Origin of the sequence: Sporosarcina sp. P18a, assembly GCF_002743135.1 — a bacterium.
GTDB lineage: Bacteria > Bacillota > Bacilli > Bacillales_A > Planococcaceae > Sporosarcina.
In genome coordinates this window covers 177,893-200,402 of record NZ_PDYQ01000002.1, presented here as the reverse complement: position 1 = coordinate 200,402, position 22,510 = coordinate 177,893, and the positions used below count along the sequence as shown (strand labels likewise).

Annotated in this window: 20 protein-coding genes and 1 riboswitch; of the genes, 12 read left to right on the top strand and 8 right to left on the bottom strand. The window is 43.1% G+C overall.

Annotated elements, in window-relative coordinates; genetic code table 11:
* The first annotated feature begins 16 nt into the window (after positions 1-16).
* The 6 genes from CSV75_RS08495 (at position 17) to CSV75_RS08470 (ending at position 5,260) form a co-directional block, all read left to right on the top strand.
* A complete protein-coding gene (locus tag CSV75_RS08495) occupies positions 17-751 on the top strand; it encodes an IclR family transcriptional regulator (protein ID WP_158231635.1) in 735 nt (244 codons plus the stop codon).
* Positions 752-969: 218 nt separating this feature from the next.
* Positions 970-2,091 carry a PP2C family protein-serine/threonine phosphatase gene (locus tag CSV75_RS08490; RefSeq protein ID WP_099675497.1) on the top strand — a complete coding sequence of 374 codons (1,122 nt, stop codon included), beginning with the start codon at positions 970-972 and terminating at the stop codon, positions 2,089-2,091.
* A 15-nt stretch (positions 2,092-2,106) separates the two neighbouring features.
* Positions 2,107-2,532 carry an ATP-binding protein gene (locus tag CSV75_RS08485; protein ID WP_099675496.1) on the top strand — a complete coding sequence of 142 codons (426 nt, stop codon included), beginning with the start codon at positions 2,107-2,109 and terminating at the stop codon, positions 2,530-2,532.
* Complete coding sequence (locus CSV75_RS08480) at positions 2,533-4,227, top strand: methyl-accepting chemotaxis protein (protein WP_099675495.1); 1,695 nt, start codon at positions 2,533-2,535, stop codon at positions 4,225-4,227.
* Positions 4,228-4,241: 14 nt separating this feature from the next.
* A complete protein-coding gene (locus CSV75_RS08475) occupies positions 4,242-4,628 on the top strand; it encodes an STAS domain-containing protein (RefSeq protein ID WP_099675494.1) in 387 nt (128 codons plus the stop codon).
* Between the two features lie 368 nt (positions 4,629-4,996).
* Positions 4,997-5,260: an excalibur calcium-binding domain-containing protein gene (locus CSV75_RS08470; protein ID WP_099672673.1), complete on the top strand. Its 264-nt coding sequence runs from the start codon at positions 4,997-4,999 to the stop codon at positions 5,258-5,260.
* 250 nt (positions 5,261-5,510) lie between these two features.
* Here the strand turns inward: CSV75_RS08470 and CSV75_RS08465 are convergent, their stop codons facing one another.
* The 4 genes from CSV75_RS08465 to CSV75_RS08450 all read right to left on the bottom strand — a co-directional run bounded on the left by CSV75_RS08465 (position 5,511) and on the right by CSV75_RS08450 (position 9,517).
* Entirely contained in the window at positions 5,511-6,902 is a 1,392-nt protein-coding gene (locus CSV75_RS08465; protein ID WP_099675493.1) for a LysM peptidoglycan-binding domain-containing protein, read from the bottom strand.
* 316 nt (positions 6,903-7,218) lie between these two features.
* Positions 7,219-7,449: a hypothetical protein gene (locus CSV75_RS08460; RefSeq protein ID WP_099675492.1), complete on the bottom strand. Its 231-nt coding sequence runs from the start codon at positions 7,447-7,449 to the stop codon at positions 7,219-7,221.
* Between the two features lie 217 nt (positions 7,450-7,666).
* Positions 7,667-8,680 carry an alcohol dehydrogenase AdhP gene (adhP, locus tag CSV75_RS08455; RefSeq protein ID WP_099675670.1) on the bottom strand — a complete coding sequence of 338 codons (1,014 nt, stop codon included), beginning with the start codon at positions 8,678-8,680 and terminating at the stop codon, positions 7,667-7,669.
* A 228-nt stretch (positions 8,681-8,908) separates the two neighbouring features.
* A complete protein-coding gene (locus tag CSV75_RS08450; protein ID WP_099675491.1) occupies positions 8,909-9,517 on the bottom strand; it encodes a TetR/AcrR family transcriptional regulator in 609 nt (202 codons plus the stop codon).
* Between the two features lie 249 nt (positions 9,518-9,766).
* Between CSV75_RS08450 and CSV75_RS08445 the strand changes: the two genes are divergently transcribed.
* From CSV75_RS08445 to CSV75_RS08435, 3 genes are all read left to right on the top strand, one after another.
* Positions 9,767-10,675, top strand: coding sequence for an NAD(P)-dependent oxidoreductase (locus tag CSV75_RS08445; protein WP_099675490.1), 909 nt, complete (start codon positions 9,767-9,769; stop codon positions 10,673-10,675).
* Positions 10,676-10,708: 33 nt separating this feature from the next.
* On the top strand, positions 10,709-12,223 hold the full coding sequence (locus tag CSV75_RS08440; protein ID WP_099675489.1) for a CoA-acylating methylmalonate-semialdehyde dehydrogenase: 1,515 nt from the start codon (positions 10,709-10,711) through the stop codon (positions 12,221-12,223).
* Between the two features lie 111 nt (positions 12,224-12,334).
* Complete coding sequence (locus CSV75_RS08435; RefSeq protein WP_099675488.1) at positions 12,335-13,618, top strand: GntP family permease; 1,284 nt, start codon at positions 12,335-12,337, stop codon at positions 13,616-13,618.
* A 449-nt stretch (positions 13,619-14,067) separates the two neighbouring features.
* On the opposite strand, the gene dapA is transcribed toward CSV75_RS08435, so the two are convergent.
* Positions 14,068-14,961, bottom strand: coding sequence for a 4-hydroxy-tetrahydrodipicolinate synthase (gene dapA, locus CSV75_RS08430; RefSeq protein WP_099675487.1), 894 nt, complete (start codon positions 14,959-14,961; stop codon positions 14,068-14,070).
* A gap of 115 nt (positions 14,962-15,076) precedes the next feature.
* A riboswitch (Lysine riboswitch) is annotated at positions 15,077-15,254 on the bottom strand.
* Between the two features lie 286 nt (positions 15,255-15,540).
* Between dapA and grpE the strand changes: the two genes are divergently transcribed.
* Positions 15,541-16,131 (top strand): nucleotide exchange factor GrpE, encoded by a 591-nt coding sequence (grpE, locus tag CSV75_RS08425; RefSeq protein WP_158231633.1) that lies wholly within the window; start codon positions 15,541-15,543, stop codon positions 16,129-16,131.
* A gap of 84 nt (positions 16,132-16,215) precedes the next feature.
* Entirely contained in the window at positions 16,216-17,433 is a 1,218-nt protein-coding gene (locus CSV75_RS08420) for a tetratricopeptide repeat protein (protein ID WP_099675485.1), read from the top strand.
* A gap of 352 nt (positions 17,434-17,785) precedes the next feature.
* On the opposite strand, the gene CSV75_RS08410 is transcribed toward CSV75_RS08420, so the two are convergent.
* On the bottom strand, positions 17,786-18,859 hold the full coding sequence (locus tag CSV75_RS08410) for a YARHG domain-containing protein (protein ID WP_099675483.1): 1,074 nt from the start codon (positions 18,857-18,859) through the stop codon (positions 17,786-17,788).
* Positions 18,860-19,145: 286 nt separating this feature from the next.
* On the opposite strand from CSV75_RS08410, the gene CSV75_RS08405 reads away from it, so the two are divergent.
* Positions 19,146-20,660 (top strand): S8 family peptidase, encoded by a 1,515-nt coding sequence (locus CSV75_RS08405; RefSeq protein ID WP_099675482.1) that lies wholly within the window; start codon positions 19,146-19,148, stop codon positions 20,658-20,660.
* A gap of 67 nt (positions 20,661-20,727) precedes the next feature.
* On the opposite strand, the gene CSV75_RS08400 is transcribed toward CSV75_RS08405, so the two are convergent.
* Together CSV75_RS08400 and CSV75_RS08395 are read right to left on the bottom strand one after the other, a co-directional pair.
* Positions 20,728-21,768: an ABC transporter substrate-binding protein gene (locus CSV75_RS08400; protein ID WP_099675481.1), complete on the bottom strand. Its 1,041-nt coding sequence runs from the start codon at positions 21,766-21,768 to the stop codon at positions 20,728-20,730.
* Positions 21,765-22,508, bottom strand: a complete 744-nt coding sequence (locus CSV75_RS08395) for an ABC transporter permease (RefSeq protein WP_099675669.1) — start codon at positions 22,506-22,508, stop codon at positions 21,765-21,767. The genes CSV75_RS08400 and CSV75_RS08395 overlap by 4 nt, the downstream gene beginning before the upstream one ends.
* Positions 22,509-22,510 lie beyond the last annotated feature (2 nt).

Sequence of the window (22,510 nt, the reverse complement as noted above, 5' to 3'; positions counted from 1 at the left end):
AGGAGGAGTAATGACTATGATTCAATCGATTGATCGGGCAATGGCTATTATAAATGTACTGTCAGATACAAAGAAGACAAAATGGTTGCCAGCAGAGTTGGCCGAGTCTACCAGTTTACCAATCAGCACAGTATATCGGCTTTTACAATCGTTGGAGTCGCACGCACTCGTTTCCCTCAACTCAGAGACGAAACAATATGAACTAGGTTATAAATGGGTAGAAATCGGTTTGCAAAAATATGAGAAGCTTGACGTCCGTGCTGTTGCACGACCGATTTTGGAGAAATTAGCCGTAGAGGTGCGTGAGACAGTTTATTTGAACGTTCCGAACGACATAGTCTCAATTATTATTGACCGCATTGATAGCCCGCGCAGTATTCGAATCATAGACGGTATAGGAGAGCGAATTCCCATGCACCTTGGAGCGGCTAATAAGGTGATGCTTGCAAATCTATCTCAAATAGAATCAGAAAAGATACTTTGTCAGCTGGTCGGAAGGATGGAAGTGCAGGAGGAACTTAAAAAACAATTAAGAGAGATTAAAAGAAAGGGATTTTCAATCAGCCGAGGAGAGAAAACAGCAGGTACTGTTGCTGTCGCCGCCCCTATATTTGACTTCGAAGGACGCGTACTCGCTGCTGTAAGTGTAGAGGCGATTGAAAGCCAGGTGACAGTTGAGCAAGAAGATTTGTTTATCGAAAAAGTAGTTGAAGTCGCCGAGAAGATTTCGGGAGAGATGGGAAAGCATTAATAGATGTAAAACAGGTGCCAGGTCCCCACACAATTATGTCACATTACTACAGCCAGTGGAATGAATTATCCAATGAAATAGGTCAAAAGAGTGAAGCTTTCCGATCATAAAAATGATTTGGAAGGCTTTTTTTATAAAAGTTCTGTATCTTTCCGCATGGTCATAAAGTATAATTAATTTGAACCAGTAAATTACTAGTTTTGAGGAGCTACTGAAACATGACGATTTTAATTATCGGTGACGCAGGTAATGATGTCCTTAAAATCCAAAAAAACTTACAACAACTAGACTTGCATACGATTCATGTATTTCAAAGTGCGTATACAGCTATTCAATACGAACATTTATTTTTACAAGAAGAGATTATGCTCATTATATATGATGCGAATTTAGATGTAGATAATTGTGAAGCGCATTGCCGGGAAATTGAAGCGCTGTGTGTATGGCGGGATGTGCCAATTTTGTTGTCGACGTCTTATGAGAAGCCGATTATCTTTGAGCGTTTATTGGAGGTTGGGATATTTGATTTTATCCTGAAGCCATTTGACTTTTTTCAGCTCAAGACGCGGATTCGCATTGCGCTTAAATATTACGAGGAAACAAAAAAGCGGAAAGAGCATGAGTTTCAGCTTGCGTTAGATTTAGCTATAGCGAGGAATGTTCAGAAAAGCGCATTGACTCCTGAATTATCGCTACCTCATATTGAAGTGAATGGGATTTATTTTACTTCCCAGTCCCTTGGCGGCGATATGTATTGCTGGTTCCAGCTCGATCATGATTTGACAGCGGTCATGCTGTTTGATGTGATGGGGCACGGGGTGGCGGCATCGCTTGTTACGATGTCGATTCGTTCATTATTGAAGGAAATCATCGCGAAGTTGATCGATCCCGTTAGTGTGATGAAGGAAGTAAACCGGAAAATCTATGAGTTGTTTTCCACTGACGGGTTGGATTCATTTTTAGTGACCGCCATCTACGCGGTAATTGATAAGAAAAACGGTACATTGCAGTATGTAAACGCTTCACATCCTGAAGGGGTCATGTTCGGGAAGTATGGGGAGACTGTGATGTTGCATGCGAATTCTCCTATTCTCGGTCTGTTTCCATCGATTCAAGTACAAGCGAAAAGTATCCGTTTAACGGGTTGGCACCGTATTATTTTATATACGGACGGGTTAGTTACGTTGTATCCTAATCAAAAAATTGACTGGAGCTTTTTTCATTCGTATAGTTCACAAACTAGTCGCGTCATGTTGCGGAAGTTCACCGAAGAGTACGGATTGTCACATTTGCCATTGGAAGATGATATTACAGTAGTATCGATCACTACTTCATTATAAGTGAGGGAAGCAATTATGGAATTCAAGTTCGCTATTACACCAAGCCAGCAATCGGTCCTGTTGATTGACCAATTAATGGAGAGTTATTCGGAGCTGTATTCGATTCCATGTGCCAGAGAAATTTGTTTTGTGATGCACGAGATGGTCATTAATGCAGTGGAGGCAATGGAGAAAGAGGGACGGTCAGAGTCAATTGAAGTACATATGCGAAATGAAGACGAGCAATTGCGGATTACAGTGTCTGATTTTGCGAAAGGAATTCCGGAAGAACAGTGGCCGGTAGTGCTCGATAGGAGTGCGGACGGTGATAGTTTTTGTGAGCGTGGCCGCGGTTTTTTGTTCATTCAGCATATGGTGGATCAGCTGTGGTTTGAACAAGTGTCCGATGCGCAGTTTTTAGTCGGTGTGGAGAAAAAAATAGTGACAGCGGGGGAAAGTTAAATGAAGTGGTCCATTGGGAAAAAGGTTAACGCAGTTATTTTACTAGCAATTTTACTGCTTTCAGGCATTTTAAGTGGTCTGAATTATAATGCGACGAAAGACAATCTATTGGAGGCGGCAGAGGCTAAGCTGCGATCTGACTTGATGCTAAGTTTGGAGTTGTTGGATGCTTCAGTGCCAGGCGATTGGTCTATTACGAATGGTTCATTGCATAAAGGCAAAATGGATATGTACGAGGCATATGCTATTCCTGATCAGTTGGGAGAATTGACGGACGGTAATACGATGTCCATTTTCCAAGGGGATACACGTATTGCGACAAATATTATAGAAAATGGGGAGCGACGCTTAGGGACACAGGTAGCGAAGGAAGTGGGAGATGTCGTACTTGGGAAAAAAGAACGTTTTCTTGGTACTGCAGATGTTCTCGGGAAGCCATTTCAAGCAGCCTATGATCCGATCCTAGATAAAGACGGTGAAGTCATTGGGATCATCGCGGTAGCGGTTCCTACAGCGCCCTATATAAAAATCGCGACGTCTTCTGCTATACAAACCATCGTTATTTCGCTTGGACTTGCGTTGCTTATTATTCTGATCGCGAGCTTTATCATCCAGCGTATGCTGATTAAGCCAATCAACCGGTTGCGTGATAATGCGGATGAATTGGCCCATTTAAATTTGAACGTCGAGCTATACGAAGCGAAAGGAACGGACGAAATTGCTGAACTATCCATGTCTTTTCGGAATATGAAGGAGCAGTTAACAGAAACGATGCAAAACGTTGCGCGTAATGCCAATGAAATTGCTCATTCATCGGTCGCATTAGCAGAATCATCTCAGCAGACGAATGAGACCGCTAGTCAAATCGCTTCTACAATGAATGAAATTGCGTCAGGTGTGACGAATCAATCTGAACAAGCGGAACGAATCGCGGGCATGATGCGAGATACACTTTTAGAAGTAGCGGGAAATGTAGACAACGTCGAACAAAGCTTATTGAATGCACAGGAATCTACAGTTATTGCGCATGAAGGCGAGCAGGCAATTAGCAAAGCGATTGCCCATTTAGGCACAGTAACCGAAACGGTTAGCTATGCGACAGATTCGATTCAAAAGTTGGGTATGCGTTCAGAAGAAATCGGCGGTATTATTACTGTCATTACGGCAATTTCGGAGCAGACCAACCTTCTCGCGCTAAACGCTGCAATTGAAGCGGCTAGAGCAGGGGAGCACGGAAAAGGATTTGCGGTCGTTGCAGCAGAAGTTCGCAAACTGGCTGAACAATCAACAGGAGCCGCCCAGCAAATTACCGATCTGATTACGGACATTCAAGCGGAGACATCGGTGACGGTGCGAACGATGGAAAGTAATTTAACAGCGGTAGAAGAACAAGTGGTCATTATTAATCAGGGTGGAGAAGCGCTCAAGCATATCGTGGAGAAAGTTAGCGTGACGGAGTCGAGCATCTTGCATATAAAAGATGCGTTCGATGCGGTAAATACCAATTCACAGAATGTTCAAGATGCTATCCATCATATTTCCGCAATCATTGAGGAATCTGCCGCAGCAACAGAGCAAATTGCCGCTTCATCTGAAGAACAATATGCTACAGTAGCTGAAATTGCTGACAATACCACCAGTTTGGCAGAGGTGGCCGATCATTTACGTGAAGAAGTAAATAAATTTAAAATGTAATGGAGGTATATAGAATGGAACAGAAAACTGCAATTTTGCGAGTAGCAGAAAAAGATACGCATATGATTCTCGAGTTTTCAGGTCATTTGCAATACGGTTTGATAGAAGAGCTAAAAAAACAGTTACAGACGACACCGTTTACAGAAGGACGGAACTTCATCCTCGATATGAGCAACGTACAAAACATCGACAGTACAGGATTTGGCATGATCGTCAACTTTGCCAAAAAAGTTTCTCAAAAAAATAAAAAAATCGCCATTATTATCGTCGACAAATTTGTCCGCAGATTATTCTCCATTTCCCAATGCGATAAAATTTTCCCGATTGTCGATAGTGAAGCGGCAGCATTAGGGATTATTAAGCAGCCGATTGAGACGGAATTGTTAATTACGGATTATTGAATGGTAACGGTGGTGGCGGGTCCTCACATAATTATGTAGTCTCAGATAACTAGTATATTCATACTGTATCAAGAGAGTAGTATAGAATATTATTATTTATTTAGTTAATACTCGAAAAAATGGTAATAAACTGTTCAGTAGCTAAAATAGACTAGCAAAAAGTACTTCTTACTGTAAAATATAAGAAAAAAAAGAACAATGATGGAAAATCCGAATGAAGATTTGGTAAATGGTGTCTATTTAGTTGTTGGTCTTAATGATAGTGATGATACTTTGGCTAGCGTCTTGATTGAAAGCGTATAACTGACACTGGTTATGTATCAGTACGAGATGTAACAATGAGAGTGGTATAAAGAGGAGAAGAGATTATGATTAAGTTTACGAAGAGAGTTTTACCCGCACTATTAGCATGCAGTATCGTGTTACTACCGGTTCAAACAACCGAAGCGGCCGCAGCGAAGTTTAAGAATTGCACGGAGTTGAATAAAGTATATCCTGGCGGTGTTGCAAAGAATGCTAGTGTGAAAAATAAAGGCGGTAAAACTAAACTGAAGCCTACTGTCGCGGCTAGTATATATAACACACACACAAATCTTGATCGAGATAAAGATGGTATTGCTTGCGAGAGATAAGTTAGTGTAGCTATTATCATACTGTTGTTTAAATAGTACATAGCTGGAACATTTCAAAGAAGGTAACAAGTCACCGCGTAGTTATCTGATTTTTGATTTCTAACGTGATTCGTCTATAGTGTCATCTAGAAGAGATACCGGTCACTATATAATTAAAAGGTTTTCTGATCATGGATATAATCAGAAAACCTTTTTTAGTTTTATAACTGCTACCAAGTCTCGATATCATTACGCTCTCATGGTAGATTAATTAGTCGTTGGCAGCCGGAAGAGTGAACGTTTGGTTCGGGTAAATCAAATCGGGATGTGCAATTTGAACTTTGTTTGCTTCGTACACATCTTGAACTTGCCGTGAAATTTCTATGTTCGTCTGCATATTAGGATAGTGGGTTTTGACGATTGTCCACAAATTGTCGCCTTGTTTTACAGTATAGGCTGACGGGCTTTTCTGTTGTGTATGTTGTGATTCTTCACTTGAAGTTGATGTTTGTTTATCGCGATTGTTTACAAGTTCCGACGTTATACTGAGACCGCGACCTGAATCGATACTGCTGTCGCCGAATGTATAAATCGTTGAATACTTAGACGGGATGGTGCCATCTGCAAGTGCTTCGGCAAATGGGTTAGGTTCTCCGTTGTAGATATTCTTGAACTGGCCGTCTTCGGTTTCTATATCTTTATTTAGTAGATAGGCTGCCATGTGACGGTGCGTTTTGTTGCTTACATGATATTCGTCATACAAGTAAAAATCATTTGGCTCAAATCCTGCAGTTTCGGGCGTGTAGTATTTGCTATCGGTAGAGTAGAGACCATAGCCGCCGTAGATTTCCTCATTTTCCGTAGTCGGGAAAACATCGCTGTTATCTTCGGAAGCGACTGCATAGCCATATGCTGGAACCCAGTCGGAAATTAAATAGAACCCCATACTTTTGTAGCCGAATTTTTCGAAACCTTGTTCGTCGATGTTTTCTTTAAGTTGCTGATTATGTCCATATAGAACATGGACATCGTCCGGTGTGGAATCCAGTGCCAAGTAGTCATTGATCTTTTGGACGGTTTGCTGATTTCTTATGTCTTCAAAATCGGTCAACCCTTTACGGTCATCTTCATAGCGGTTCGGCAGTAGTATGTATTTCGCACCGCCTTCTAGTAGATTTTGCACCATTTTCAAGGAATAGTCGCTGGCATGTTCTGCGGTGCGATCTACGCCAAGATCTTCTACTGCATAGCCATCATTTCCACCTACGCTGATGATATACAGAGCGTCTGGATCAATTTTCCCGTTATGTTCCGCGAGAAACGTCCTCACTTGTTGGTCAGCGCTCCAGCCTTTTAGGAAAGTGGAATAGTTGGAACGTTCATCTTCGCTGTCTTCTGTTCCAAATAGAACGCCTGAAAAAGCACCGCCAACTGCATAGTTTGTCAAGTTGTCATAATCTCCGGTCAATGCCTTTGCCATGTATTCGGGAAAGACACGCCCGTTAGAGTAGCGTCCATTATAATAGTAATCGCTTTCCGCTTTTACATAGATGCCGTCTTCCGGGTCATACCCTTCGGCCGGTTGTGCCGCTAACCCTGTTGTAGCAACTGACACACTTAAAAAGAATGCAAAAAGTAGTGCTACCCATGATTTGATTTTCATTGAATCCCCCTGTCTGATAGTAAGAATCGTGATGCGTTGTGTGCACAAAAAAGTTTTCTGACTTTTTCGTACTAGAATACTATAGCACGAACACTGAAAAGTCTGCAAAATTAGAAAACCGATACTAGGTCCCCACACAATTAAAGAAACAGGAAATGTGGATTACATCATGCCGATTGGTTCACCTGGATAGGAAAATTTAAAGGAAGTCTAGAGGATTATTCCTAATATGTACGCACAAGACAAAAGAACACTTACATCATTCATTTCAATATATGTATAAGCAACCGCCACTACTAAAGTGACGGTTGTCTTCTTATTTGTGTTTACGAATATGAAACAGCCGGGATAGGCCTTTCAAAATGATCGCCAAGGCGAACAACACGATAACGATCACCAAAATCACAGCAAGAGCAAACAGCAATAAGCTTCCAGCAAGAGTTGCCAATAGGCCCGGAACGATTAAAAATAAGCCGAGCAAAGCATATCCGGCTAATATCCCGAAGAAGAAAAGCCATTCATTGCTTAGTTTTGCACATTTCGACATATATTTCACCTCCTTGCTGTACTATATGTCGCGTTCAGCAAGGCGATGTAATGCAATGCACACGGTTTTCGATAATAAAAGAGTATTTGTCTACAGAACATGTGATTCTACCAATCGCATCCACTACAAAAAACGAGGCTTCCCATCGATAAACCGATAGGAAGCCTCGTTGTGGTGCTCTCGATATGCAATTATGTGGTGACGACTCTACTTACATTCAATCAAACGTCAACACAATACGGCCATTGATTTGACCTTTTTCCATCTTTTCAAGAATTGCATTTACATCGGAAAGGGGAGCCGTTTCAATCTGTGCTTTCACTTTTCCGCGCGCCGCAAAATCAAGCGCTTCTTTCATGTCGAGTCGTGTGCCCACGATGGAACCTTTTACTGTGATTCCGTTTAACACGGTGTTGAAAATAGGGATCGGTAAATCTTCGTGCGGCAATCCGACAGCGACCAATGTGCCTCCACGTTTGACGGAACGATACGCTTGCTCGAAAGGTACTTGAGCTACAGCTACGCTAATAGCCGCCTGTACGCCACCGAGTTGTTGTTGGATAGCTTCGGCAGGATCTTCCTTTTTGCCGTTTACTGTAATGTCAGCGCCGAGTTTCTTCGCAAGCTCTAACTTTTCATCCGCAATATCTACCGCCACTACATTGAATCCCATAGCTTTCGCATACTGTAGCGCTACGTGGCCCAATCCGCCGATGCCGTAAATCGCGACCCAGTCTCCTGGTTTTGCACCACATACTTTCAACGCTTTATAAGTTGTCACACCTGCGCAGAGGATAGGTGCAGCTTCAACAGAACTGAGGTTTTCTGGGATTTTCGCGACATAATCCGCTGCTGCGAGGCAATATTCCGCATATCCACCATCCACTGAATAGCCACCGTTTTCTTGACTGTGGCACAGTGTTTCTTTCCCTTGTAGACAATAATCACATTCACCGCATGCAGAGTAGAGCCAAGGTATACCGACACGATCTCCGACTTTGACAGCCGTGACGTTCGGTCCAATAGCTTCAACAATTCCTACGCCTTCATGACCTGGAATGAGAGGAAGTTTCGGTTTGACAGGCCAGTCACCGTTGATCGCGTGTAAGTCTGTATGACAGACACCGCATGCCTCTAGTTTAACTAATGCCTGACCCGCGCCAGGCGTTGGTTTTTGTGTGTCTTCAATCTGCAACTTTGTCTGGAATTCTTTAACGATCGCTGCTTTCATTGTGGTCTGTTTTGTAGTCCCTCTTGCGTTACTGTTTTGAATTGCTGGTTTCATGAATGATTCCTCCCTTTTTCTCTTACGGACTATCTATACGTCGGAGGAATACAGATTAGTACACGTTACGTGAAAAATACTACAGTATGCAAAACACCTTCTTTCATTCGAACAGGAAGAAGGTGTTTTATATCAACAGAGAACTACGCCGAATGACCGTTAGGGATTAGTACACTATTTAAACTTCAATCCATCCAAAATAGTAGAAGTCATATGGTGAATTTCTACGACAGGATCCAATCGTTCCCTAAAAATAATCCAATCATAAATCGTCCCACGCATGCAACGTGTGATGAGCATCGATATATAATCAGCCGAGAACTCTTGTTTAAATTCGTTGCGCTTGATTCCTTCTTCTACATACGAATGAATGATTTGGTAAAGTTGTCGATTTTGATTGGTTAAATAGTGATCCTCATTCATTGTCAAGGCTAGTGCGCTTGTGTAAATGGTATGGACAAAGTCTTTTCCCAATACGTCCCGTAAATACGTCATTTGCCCTTTGTAAAAAAGAAGGATTTTTTCTGAAGCGCTTAGATCCGTTGGGATGCTTGGGATAAAGGATAAATAGAATTCATCAATGTCTTTAAACTTCTCTAAGAAAATATCATATTTCGAACTATAGTGGACATAGAATGCTCCCTTTGACACATTACACGCCTTCGCAATGCTCTCAACGGTTACGTTATCAAAACCTTTCTCATGGAAAAGCTCCAAGCCTTTTTCAAGGAGGTTTTGTTTAGTTTCTAGCGCTTTTATCTGTCTAGAAGTAAGTTCTGTCATACTCGATTCCTCCCCTACGATGCTTGTTCACTATGTACCATGATAGCATATTTTATTAAATTAAATAAATTGGTTGACTATTTAGACAATATTATTTATTATTGAGTGACCATAGTATGTGACTACGGTATGTGAAATAAATACGTTCCTATTTTCATTGATTTGTAGTTCGTTAGTTAGGTTTTTAATTTTTTTACGATGAATGGCAACGCTTTCATTTAATGAGCGATCAAAAAAGGGGGAGTATGTATGGCGAACGGAAAAAAGATTGGGTTTATCGGTCTCGGGAATATGGGTTTTCCGATGGCAAAGAATTTATTGGGACATGGCTACACCATATTTGCATTGGATATAAACAAGGAATCCGAAAAACGATTTGCAGAACTGGGTGGGCATGTAGGGATGACGACTACTTCGCTGCTAGAAGAAGTAGATCTGGTTTTCACTAGTTTACCTACTCCTGCTATTGCGGAAAGTGTGTACTTAGGAGAGGACGGAATTGTTCATAAGAGTACCAAGCCATTGGTATTAGTGGATTTGAGTACGATTTCACCTGAGCTGAACAGAAAGATTGAGCAAGAGGCGCTGAAACTAGGTCTTGAATATCTAGGCGCTCCAGTCAGCGGTAGTGTCAGTGGGGCGGAAAACGCTACGTTATCAATTATGGTCGGTGGTGAAAAAGATACGTTTGAATCGATAATGCCTTATCTAGAGGCTATTGGATCGAACGTCTTTCATGTAGGGAATGATCCGGGTGTGGGTACGATTGTGAAGCTCATCAATAATATGATGGCCGGTATTCATAATCAAGCCGTTGCGGAAGCGCTTTCACTTGCGAGGCTTGCGGGTGTGGATCAGGACATCGTCTATGACATCATCAACGTCAGCTCGGGCGCAAGTACCATTCTTACACGTAACTACAAGACGTATATTTCGCAGGATGAGTATACGAAAGGTGCATTCACGACTTCATTACTATTAAAAGATTTGAAGCTTGCGAAACACGTATCGGATTCTCTTGACGGGGAGCTACCGATTGCGTCGCAACTTATTGAGTATTATGAAGCGGAAGTAGAAAAGGGTCACGCGCATGATGATATGTCTTCTTCGTATTTGATGATCCAAGATAAGTTGAATAAGCAAAAGCAAAACGTGTAAGAAAATTTACTATAAATTGGGAGGAATGGACCTATGCAAAAAACAGTCGTACAGACATTGACTCATTTTATTAATGGAGAAGAAGTAGAAGGGAAGAGCGGACGATTTGGAGATGTGTTTAATCCGTCTACTGGAGAGAAGATTGCGCAAGTTCCACTCGCTTCCACAGAAGAAGTGAATGAAGTGGTGAAGTTAGCAAAAGAAGGGTTTACTCAGTGGTCGAAGGTTTCGGTTGGTAAACGAATGGAAGTCCTTCATAAATTCCGTGCGTTACTTCTTGAAAACACAGAAAGACTAGCCTATGCGATAGGGGAGGAGAACGGAAAAACGCTCTCCGATGCAACAGGTGAAATCACACGTGGGATTGAGTCGGTGGATTTTGCGCTTAGCGCTCCACATCTATTAAAAGGTGAGCATTCCGTGGATGTGGGAGGGGAGATCAACTCCTATTCTATGCATAAGCCTTTAGGTGTTGTGACATGTATTTCACCATTTAACTTCCCGGTCATGGTACCTGTAGCGATGAGTACGATGGCAGTAGCGGTAGGGAACGCAATGATTCTGAAACCGTCAGAAAAAGTTCCTCATTCTGCATTGATTCTTGCGGAACTATGGTCAGAAGCAGGATTGCCAGCGGGTGTTTGGAATGTGGTCAATGGCGATAAGGAGGCTGTGGATGCATTGCTTACGAACAAAGACGTGATGGCTGTGAGTTTTGTCGGTTCGACGAGAGTAGCAGAAGCAGTTTATGAAAAAGGAACGAAACATCATAAACGTGTCCAGGCATTTGGTGGTGGAAAGAATAATATGGTCATCATGCCGGATGCAGATATTGATACAGCGGTGAATTCATTCCTCGGCGCAGCATACGGTGCCGCATCACAAAGATGTATGGCGATTTCTACCGCCATTCCTGTCGGAGAGAAAACAGCTGACGCATTTGTTGCCAAGCTCGCAGAAAAAGTAAACGAGCTGAAAATCGGAAAGTTCGATGACAATGAAGCAGACTTCGGCCCATTGATCAGTGCAGAAGCAAAAGCGAGCGTTGTAAATTCCATTGATCTGGCGGTAGAAGAAGGAGCCATTCTTGTAGCGGACGGACGAAACCCTAATGTGGCGGATGAAGATGGCTATTACTTGGCGCCGACATTGCTCGATCAGGTGACGACAGATATGCATGTCTATAAAGAAGAAGTGTTCGGCCCTGCACGAATTGTAGTGAGAGTGGATACGCTTGAAGAAGCTATCGATTTGATCAATGAACATGAATACGGAAACGGCGTGACAATCTTTACCGACAGTGGTAAAGCAGCACGAACATTTACCGATCAAATTGAAGTGGGAATGGTCGGAGTGAATGTGCCGATTCCGATTCCGGTTGGCTACCATAACTTCGGTGGATGGAAACGCTCTAGATTTGGAGAAGGGCAAATGTTCGGTCCCGATACGGTCCGTTTCTTCACGAAATCGAAAACCGTTTCTGAGAGATGGTTCGACACTGCCTATAATGATGAAAGCAAAACTGATTTCGATTTCCCAAGTAGCTGATTGACCATACGCAGGATCGTAGTGACTAATTGACTCCGATCCTGCTATTTTTCTACACTAAAGTAGTTTAATTTAGAATCGTACATAGCCAATTGGAGGAGGAGGGGTAGGATGCTAGGGATATTCATAGGCTTAGTGTTACTGATGGTATTAGCTTATAGAGGTTGGTCGATCATCTGGATTGCACCTATTTGTGCAGGAATCGTTGCTTTGTTCGGTGGATTGAATTTGCTTGACGCTTATACAGACACCTATATGACAGGTTTCGTGAACTTTGCAAAGCAATGGTTTCCGGTATTTTTGCTAGGGGCGATTTTCGGAAAGTTGATGGAGTATAGTGGAATGGCCCATTCAGTAGCTATCGGAATTTCCCGCGTTTTTGGTAAAGAGCGTGCGGTCATTGGGGTCATTGTGGCAGCAAGTGTATTGGCCTACGGTGGCGTGAGTGTGTTCGTTGTCGTGTTCGCGGTCTATCCATTGGCACTTAATATGTTCCGCGAAGCGAATATTAGCAGACGTCTTCTTCCAGGAACGATTGTGGCGGGGATGATGACATTCGCCATGACGGCATTACCGGGTACGCCGCAAATCCAAAATCTAATTCCGACTCAGTACTTTCATACGACAGCGGCAGCCGCTCCGATTATTGGACTTGTTTCGTCCGCATTCATGATTATCTGTTCAATCGTGTATTTGAATCATAGAGTACGCGTGTTAAGGGAAGCAGGAGAAGTCTTCGAAGAACGTGAAGAGGATTTGAATGCAAAACCACGCACGAATTATCCACATATCATTCTTTCATTAGTACCATTACTGGCTGTCATTATTACATTGAACTTTTTAAAGTGGGATATTGTCATAGCGTTGACAACGGGAATTGTTCTCATTTTACTCATTTCTATTAGAGAATTCAAAGGCTTTACAAAAGCAGTCAACAGTGGCGCTAGCGATTCGGTCATGGCGATGATCAACACGAGTGCTGCAGTAGGATTTGGAACTATCGTCCGATCGGTTCCAGGCTTTGAAAAGTTAAGCGACGCAATTTTAGGAATCAACGCGAATCCGTTAATCTCTGAAGCTATTGCGGTAAACGTATTGGCAGGGGCGACTGGATCGGCTTCTGGAGGTTTGGGTATTACATTAGAAGCGCTAGGCTCGCACTACTATGAAGTTGCAACAACTACGGGTCCAGCACCTGAAGCCTTTCACCGCATTGCATCTATTGCTTCAGGGGGATTGGATTCCCTTCCTCATAACGGAGCAATTTTGACAATATTGATTGTGACAGGGATGACACATAAGGAATCATACAGAGAGATGGGTGTCATTGCGATTGTCTTCCCGATGTTGTCATTGATTCCTGCGATTGCGCTTGGGATTATGGGGATTTATTGATAGCGTACCAGGTCCCCATACAATTCAAGAACTATTCATACAATTTTCTGAGTATTGCCAAAGAGACTTCTTGACCTACAGGTTAGAAGTCTTTTTGAATGTTGTTGAATCGAGATTTTTGTTGGTGGAGTTACGTAGGCACTTCTAGAATGTCCTGACAATTGTAGACGTTCAATATTTCTTCTGTTTCCATCAAACAATAGGTAACGTCTGTGGTTTTCTCGAATGGTAGAGGTAGGCAATGCGGAAGTTTTGATGTATCTAGATAAGGATAAGGTGATGGAGCAGAAGAATGGTAGTAGGGGAATGTACTAAATGGGTATTCAGCCAAATGTTTGACCATAGGTATTTTTGTAATTGTGTGGGGACCTGGCACCCAAAAAGCTGCCGCAAGAAGACCAAATGACATGGTCGTCTCGCAACAGCTAAAAGTATTTTCTCTATATCAATCAAAGACCGATTGCAGTTTGGTTTCGAAGCGCTAGAAGGTCTTTCAACGATTCTACTTGTTCGTCAGGTAACGCCATCATTGGCAAACGAACGCCACCAACCGGTACGCCCATCAAGTTCAACGCAGCTTTCGTTGGAGAAGGGTTCGGTGCAGCAAACATTGCTTGCATGATCGGCAATAGGCCACGGTAGATGGTAGCGGCTTGCTTTGTATTGCCAGTTTTGAAGTGGCGCACCATTTCCGCCATTTCATTTCCTATAATATGGGCAGAAACCGACACGATGCCTGTTCCACCGATAGCTAGTACAGGAAGTGTAGACGCGTCATCACCTGTGTAGACAAAGAAGTCATCTCCGGTATGTTCGATAATCGCAGCTACGGCTTCTAGGTCACCACTTGCTTCTTTGACAGAAGTAATATTCGATACATTGTTAGCCAGTCGAATAATCGTTTCCGGCAACATGTTCACAGCGCTACGTCCCGGGATGTTGTAAAGCATGATCGGTAATGTAGTCGTTTGTGCAACCGTCTTGAAGTGCTGGTACAACCCTTCTTGACAAGGTTTATTATAGTACGGAACGACGAGCATGATTCCGTCGACGCCAGCTTCTTCCGCTTGAATCGTCAAGTCAATGGATTCTCTTGTACTGTTCGTTCCTGTACCTGCAATAACCGGGGCACGGCCTGCAACTGTTTGCACGGTAAATTTGAATAGATCCACTTTTTCTTGTGCGGTTAGAGTAGGGGATTCTCCAGTCGTACCTGCGACAACTAGTGCGTCTGTTCCATTGGCTAGTAAGTGATTGATTAAGGTTTTTGTTGCTGGGTAATCGATGTCTCCTCTTTCATCAAACGGAGTTACCATCGCTGTCATAATTGATCCGAAATTCATTATTCTCCACATCCTATCATTTTATTAAAAAACATAGAGGTGGGGGCGATATAATTGAACGCAAAAAGCAACAACGAGGGCTCGCTGTTGCGTTGAAATAATGAATTATTTCTTTGCACGAGATAGCCCACCATACAGTTTCCCATATGACAATCCTGCACTTGTTCAGTCCAGAATCAGCTTGGAGGTCATGAGAGTCTCGCCGCTTCGGCAAATTCCCCTTTCCACAATCTTCACAGGACCTCATGATCCTCTGATTGCGTACTAATGGTTTTTGCGCCTCTATCCTTATTTCCGAATTATCGAAATAAGTGAAAGTTTAATTATCCCTACTGTACTTGGTATCTGAAGAAATAGCAACCATAAGTTTTTAGACGAATGTTTTGTCTATCAATGACACATCGTGCAACAATGCGTCTACAAGTGTACTGAAGTCGCCTCATTCCTTCGACAATTCATCGCCCAGTATTGTGTTAGCCTCCAAAAAGTGCTATCTTATCAGTATAATAGCCTAAGAGTAAACTGGGCTTTTCTTGCTTGATTTATGCATTACATATGTTTTCTGAAAAGGGGAATTCGATGAGTACTATACATGAGTCCGCGAATAACAGGCCGGAAGAGTTACAGCGTATACTAGATAAAGAATTATTACAGTTGGAGAAAATTACGATTGATGATTTCGAAGTAGATCCTATCGAGAAGCCTGTCACGCAAGAAGATTTAAAGCAATTTCAGCAATTTACATCGACGAGTTTTCGCTCTCTAGAAGAATTGTTTGAGAGCAATCAAGCCGTTTTGCCCGTAGACGAGGCAATCACGCGTTTGCAAGATGAAGCACGGGAAGACCGTGTTCAAATGGCTAAACGTGCAGTGCAAATCTATAGTTTATTTGAAGACGTACGTCAAACGGTTGATCCTGAATCGGTCGATTTGATCGCACAGTTGGATGCAGTGATGGATCAAGCGCATCTGTTACTTGAAGAAATCGGCATAACAGAGCTGTCGGTGTACGATGAGTATTTCGATGAAAGCTATATGGAAGCGGTTGGCACAATACCCGAAGAAGAAGCGCAAGGGATTGAGCGTTTTAAAGTGGCGGCTGTATTCCGCAGAGCCTTTTCAATAGAAGGTCAAGTCATTCAAGATGCACTAGTGAAAACGGTTTCGTAAAAGGGGGAACGTGTATGACGAGCATAACAATTGATCAATGGGTGAGTCACTACGTACGCCCGTTTAGTAGGTGGAGGTGATTCAATGAGTTCATTCACTAACGTTCCCATGCTGGTTCAACAAATGCAACAAGAAATACGACAGAAACGTTACACATTAGCGCTTGATACGATACGGGAACTGGAAAAGCTAAATGTGAGCCGCAAGCAGATTCTGTGGCATAAAGCATTGCTTGAGAGCAAGGTCGGAAATTTGCATGTGGCATTGGCCTACTTGAAGGAACTAGATAGCGAGGAGCTACATGCCGTCAAGTTACAACAAACGATTACCGACAATTGGGATAGGTATACGCAGATCATCGCTAAATATAACGATGCAGTATCGGAAATTCAGCTAGGATTTGGCGAAAAAGCGTTACATATCATAGATGACGCGATGCAACTAGCAGGAAAATTACCCATCCCAATTGAATTATATCGTATGAAAACGATCTTGTTGGCACGTTATGAAAGTGGCACATTATCTCGCTATACGGCGGGGTTACCTTTGTATGCGCTTGATGATCCGACAATTAAACGTGTCGTGGCGGCAGAACCTCCGCGTCCAGATATCCCACGACCGGTTCCAAAACCTAAGCGAAAGCGCAAGCTGAAAAGAGAGGCGGTAGTATTCCTTGCTAGTGTTGCGACTGTCCTGTTGGTATTCGTCGTCTGGTTACTAGCCAATCTCCTAGCACAACCTGAAACCGCTACGGAGTCGCCAACTACGGCACCGGTGGAAAAGCCTGTTATTTCGGAGAATGTGCCGAAGAAAGAAAAGCCGGTTGAAAAGGTAATCACAAAACCTGAAGAGGAAGCCACGCTTGAATTCGTTTCAAATGAAGCGGCAAAAACATATTATAATGAAGGCTACAGGCAATTTTTAAAAGAAGACTTCCCAGCAGCTGTTACGTATTTGGAATATGCTGTGCGTACGGAAGAAAGTGATTACTTCACGGATGATGCCTCGTACTTCCTAGCTTCGAGTTATTTGCGCGAGCAGAAATATGAAGATGTAGTGGAAATCGCGAAAGCTTTCCGTCAAGAACAAGATGTAAATTATCTGGAATCACCTTATCGAGAGGGTATCCGTCTTCAAGAAAGCCGCGCTTTGTGGCAGCTTGGCAAGGAGACTCAAGCTCTGTCGATTCTGGATGAATTGATTCATAAGTCGAATGAAGATTGGGTGACTTATGAAGCGAGGGCTATGAAGAAGTTGGTAGTGAATGGTGAGAGTGGGGAGGAAGAAGAGGCGGCTAGCTGAGGTGGCTTGGGGTCGGGCGGTTGTGTGTGAATACCGCGCTATTGTGTGGCCGCACCGCGCCAAAGTTAGGGCGGACCGCGCTATTGCGTGTCCGCACCGCGCCAAAGTTAGGGTGGACCGCGCTATTGCGTGTCCGCATCGCGCCAAAGTTGGGGCAGACCGCGCCATTGCGTGTCCAAACCGCGCTAAAGTCAGTGAATACCGCGCCATTGTGCGTCCGCACCGCGCCAAAGTCGGGGTAGACCGCGCAATTGTGCATCCACACCGCGCTATTCCCACGCCACCCCACCTAAACCACAAAAAAACAGGAGCAATCCACGAAGTCAACGAACTTCGCGGATTGCTCCTTCTGTTATTCCAGTGATTGAATCAACTCAATATTATGTTTTTCCCACTCGGTCATCTTTCCATCGAAGGATGGGTTCGGTTCGTACCAAGACTGTGAGCCGAAGTAGTCTTGCAGTTCTTTTGATTTGAATACATAGCCGTGACGAGCATAGATTTCATTGCGGGCTAAACGCAATTCTTCTTTTGACAATCCTTTGAGATCAGATGTGTCGAGGAACACGTCACCGCTATACGAGATGATGAACTGGTCGTTTGAATCGCCAGCTGGAACTTCTTTAATTACTTCTTTGACAATAACGGTTTCGACAGGTTCTTCCTTCACGACGTCGTTTTGTACGACTGGTAAATCATTGTCGGTTTCCACGTTGGTTTCGATGGCCAATTCTTTGATGGAATCAAAAGCGAGGTGAACCGATTGCTTCGCGCCGAATACGTTTGCTTGAATTTCTTCACGTACGCTTTCATCCTGTAAAGTTGTGGTCATTTTGATAGGGTAAATCCCTGCCATATACGGGCCGAATTCCGCTTGTTCATTACTTTTTTTGATATAGCCTATCTCTGTATCGTGGATCGATAGTACGGTTTCCTCCCCGATAGATTTCACTTTGAGAATATAGCCTTCTGGATTGATTGTATAATGGGGGAAGAGGCCGAATCGCTTTCCTGTTACATGCATAGTGAACATGCCTTCGTCGGTCTTTTCTTTTAAATTAGTTTCTATTACTTGAACGATAGAAGGGTTTTTTTCAACCAACGTAAGCAATGCTTGAATACTTTCTGCATTAATCGAGATACGACTATCTTTCGGCACAATCAATTCATGCAATGCGTCTTGATCTTGCTCAATCAGCGCTGAAATGAAGTGCTCAGTTGTTGCCTTTCGACCGTATTTAGTTTCCATAGCGTAATAGCTTGTAATCGCGGCTAGCACAATAACTAGTAATACAATCGGATACAATGGGGTTTTCAGTAACGACCGTTTTTTATTCAAATTGCGTGATACGAGAAACGCTTTGCAGTTTGTGCAGTACTCTTGCTGTTTTCTATTCAGTTCATTACATATCGGACATTTTTTCATGTGAATTCTCCTACTTCATGCTATGGTTCTATCTTTTGAATGCGAGTATAGATACCAATGTAGTGAAGATTATACTATGATTGACGGGATTATTCTAGATGTAAGGAAGTCTGTTGCATAAAGGAAGTAAGGCGCGGAATATGCAGGGAAGAGGATGTTTCAAAATTCGTTATGTAAAGTAGTCCTATCTAACGTATAGGATGTATGAAGATGGTAAATGGTGAGTTATAATGGTTTAAAAGATTCCCATATTGCTAAAGTGTGACAGGGAAGAAAAGAGGCGCGAATGAAAGGACAGCATCGTATATTTTTAATGGTATGTATTGGGTTGTTGGCGGTACTTGGATTTCAAGGGATCGTCAGTGCAGAAGCCGTTTCACATGAGTTATTGGTAGAGTATGAAGAAACTCGCCAGGCATTTTCGGTAGACGGAAACTTACCAGGTGTGGAAAGTCGTGAAAAAATCACAGACGAAGTGGAGTTATGGAGTTTTACAGATTCAGCTGAGATGTTATTCATGAAGGAACAACTTCTTGAAGATCCAAACGTCTTGCATGTTGAAACGAATCATGCGCGTTATTCGCATGTCCTATTCAACGATCCTATTCTTGTGAAGCAGTGGTGGATTCCACAAATGAAGCCGCAGTTGATGTGGTCTCGGGTGCAAGAGCAAAAGAAAAAGACTGTCGTAGCCGTCATTGATTCTGGTATTGATCTGTATCATGAAGACTTACAGGGGCGAATTCAGCCAGGCGGTTATAATTTCTACGCAGATAATTCGAACGTTCAGGACGTCAACGGTCATGGAACGGCTGTCGCGGGAGTCATTGCCTCTAGGGCTGGGAATAATCTAGGGGGAGTGGGAATTGCGGGAGGATATGAAACCAAAGTATTGCCGTTGAAAATCTCGCACCTGGACGGGCTTAGTAAAGTGTCGGATAGTATCAAGGCAATTGATTACGCCATCCTAAAGCAAGTCGATGTGATCAATATGAGTTACGGGGGTAGCCAATTTTCCCAATTCGAGGAAAAGGCGATTCAGCGTGCAGTGGAATCGGGAATCACGGTCGTTGCGTCTGCTGGAAACGATGCAACAAAGGGGAATTCCATCATGTTTCCCGCGTCTTATCCATCTGTCATTTCAGTTGGGGCAACGGAGAGAGATAATCAGCGCGCATCCTTTTCAAACTATAACTCTCATGTCAGCTTAGTTGCTCCAGGCGCGGCAATCTTTACAACTTCAATCAATAATAGCTATATATCAGTCAGTGGAACCTCTTTTTCAGGACCAATGGTAGCAGGTGCCGCGGCTTTAGTGAGGTCTTTGAAACCTGAAGCAACGCCTGCTGAGATTAGTCGGCTACTTGAAATGACAGCGACTGACTTAGGGGCGCCAGGTAAAGATATTTATTTCGGCGCGGGCTTAGTAAATTTAAAACAACTAAGTAACGCGTTGCCTGCTGTCACTACACCTACTCCACCGAATGAATTTATAGGTGATTTCCCAGAATTGAAAGTACTACCGAATAAAGTATTCACAATCAAATTTACGAGCGAATTGCCAATTGGAAAAGAGCAGGCTCCCTATATTTTTATTACCCGTAAGCCAAACAGTGCAGAACGTATCGAAAGTTTTACAGCGAGAGTGGATCCTATGAATAGTAAGCAATTATTCATTACACCAACTACAGAATGGCAGCCAGGTGTTCATTATTTACGTGTGGACCAAGGGCTGCAGAATAAAAATGGGATTGCGATGAAGAAGTCCTTTGCTGTGAAGTTTACCGTATATCCTAACTAATCACATACAATCGAAAAAGGCTATTACGATCAGTCATGGAGACTCTCGCAATAGCCTTTTGAGTAGTTTATTTCGTAATTTTAGAAAACATTTCATCCGTACTACTATCTAAAATCATATCGTCCACTTCAGGTTTCGTCTTGATCATTTCCATTTCATGGAGCCAGTCCCGTACTTCTTTCCAAGACGTTTCATCTAGCGCGCCAAATGCTTCACCATTTGTATCCATCTTAGGCAATAAAACATTCAAACTTTCCGTTTCGATTGCTTTGTCTAACGGGAAGTTTGCTTGATCTTGGTTGTTCAACAAGAGATCGAGTGCCTCTTCGGGCTGTTCTACCATAAATTCATATCCTTTTTGTGCTGCTCGCCAGAAAGCTTGGATTGCGTCTTGTTCCTTGTCCCATGTATCATCACTCGTCAATAACACGATTTCACTATAATTCGGCACGCCATAGTCTACTGGATTAAAGTAGCGCGTTTTGAATCCTTTTGAGTCCATGACAGGCACTTCGTGGTTAATAAATGTTCCTGTCACGGCATCGACGCGTTTTGAAACGAGTGAAGATTCCAGTTCAAATCCGACGTCGATCATATTCACCTTGTCATAATCGCCACCATCATTCGTCACCATCGTTTTAATCAACGATTCGTTCAGTGGAATTCCAGGATAGCCGATTGTTTTGCCTTCAAGATCTTTTGGTGATTGAATCGAGCTTTCTTCCAGCATGACGGTGTAGTTAAGCGGCTCACGCACGATGGAGGCAATCGCTTTAACCGGAATGTTTTCATTTGCTTGCGCTAAAATGACATCGGGTTGGTAATACAGTCCAAGTGTCACTTTTCCCGCTGCAGTCAAGTTCATTGGATCGGTCGGATTGGCAGGAAATTGAATGTCTACCTCCACGTTTTCTTCATTGAAATAGCCTTTTTCCTGCGCTACATATAGATAACTATGTACGGCATTCGGATACCAGTCGAGCATGATACTGACTTTTTTCATTTCAGTGTTCGGTGTCTCTTTTGGTTCTGTAGTGGGTGTATCATTCGTACATCCAGCTAGTAATAACAGAAGAAGCGTGATGCTAAGGAACAGACGTTTTTTCATTGATGATTCCTCCAGTGTAAAAAGTATTTTTCCAATACGACGACGAGTAAAAAGAAGATAATGCCTACTGCAGAAAGCAAGACGATCGGTGCGAATACAGCAGCACTGTCAAATTGCGTCATCATTCTTCTGCTGAAATACCCGAGTCCTGCCTGCGCGCCTAGCCATTCCCCAATAGCTGCACCGATTACGCTAAGTGTAACCGCCACTTTGAGCCCGGAGAAGAAAGATGGCAAAGCGGAAGGTAGGTCTAGTTTATAGAAGATATCTTTTGAAGATGCGCCCATTGTCCGCATTAATTCATGCAAGTTTTTATCCGAAGAGCGTAAGCCGTCGAAAACGCTGACGGTTATCGGGAAAAATGTGATCAGGACAGTGACCGCGACCTTACTCCAAATGCTGTAGCCGAACCACAAGACAAAAATCGGTGCGAGCGCAATGACAGGAATCGTTTGCGAAGCGATGAGAATAGGGTAAAACGCTTGCTCAATTGGCTTCTTGCTATACATCGCAATCGCCAATGTGGATCCGATGATGATCGAAATCGATAAGCCGATCAAAATAGTTAAAGCAGTCGGAGGTAAGTGGTGGATAAACAGCTCCGTTTTCAGCTCCCATAATCTGATCAGAATCGCTGAAGGGGACGGGAAGAGGAAGCTTTTGTCGTAAAGACGTGCTGCGATTTCCCATACGCCAAGTACGATTGCGACGAAAAATATCGACCAACTATACGAAGTCATTT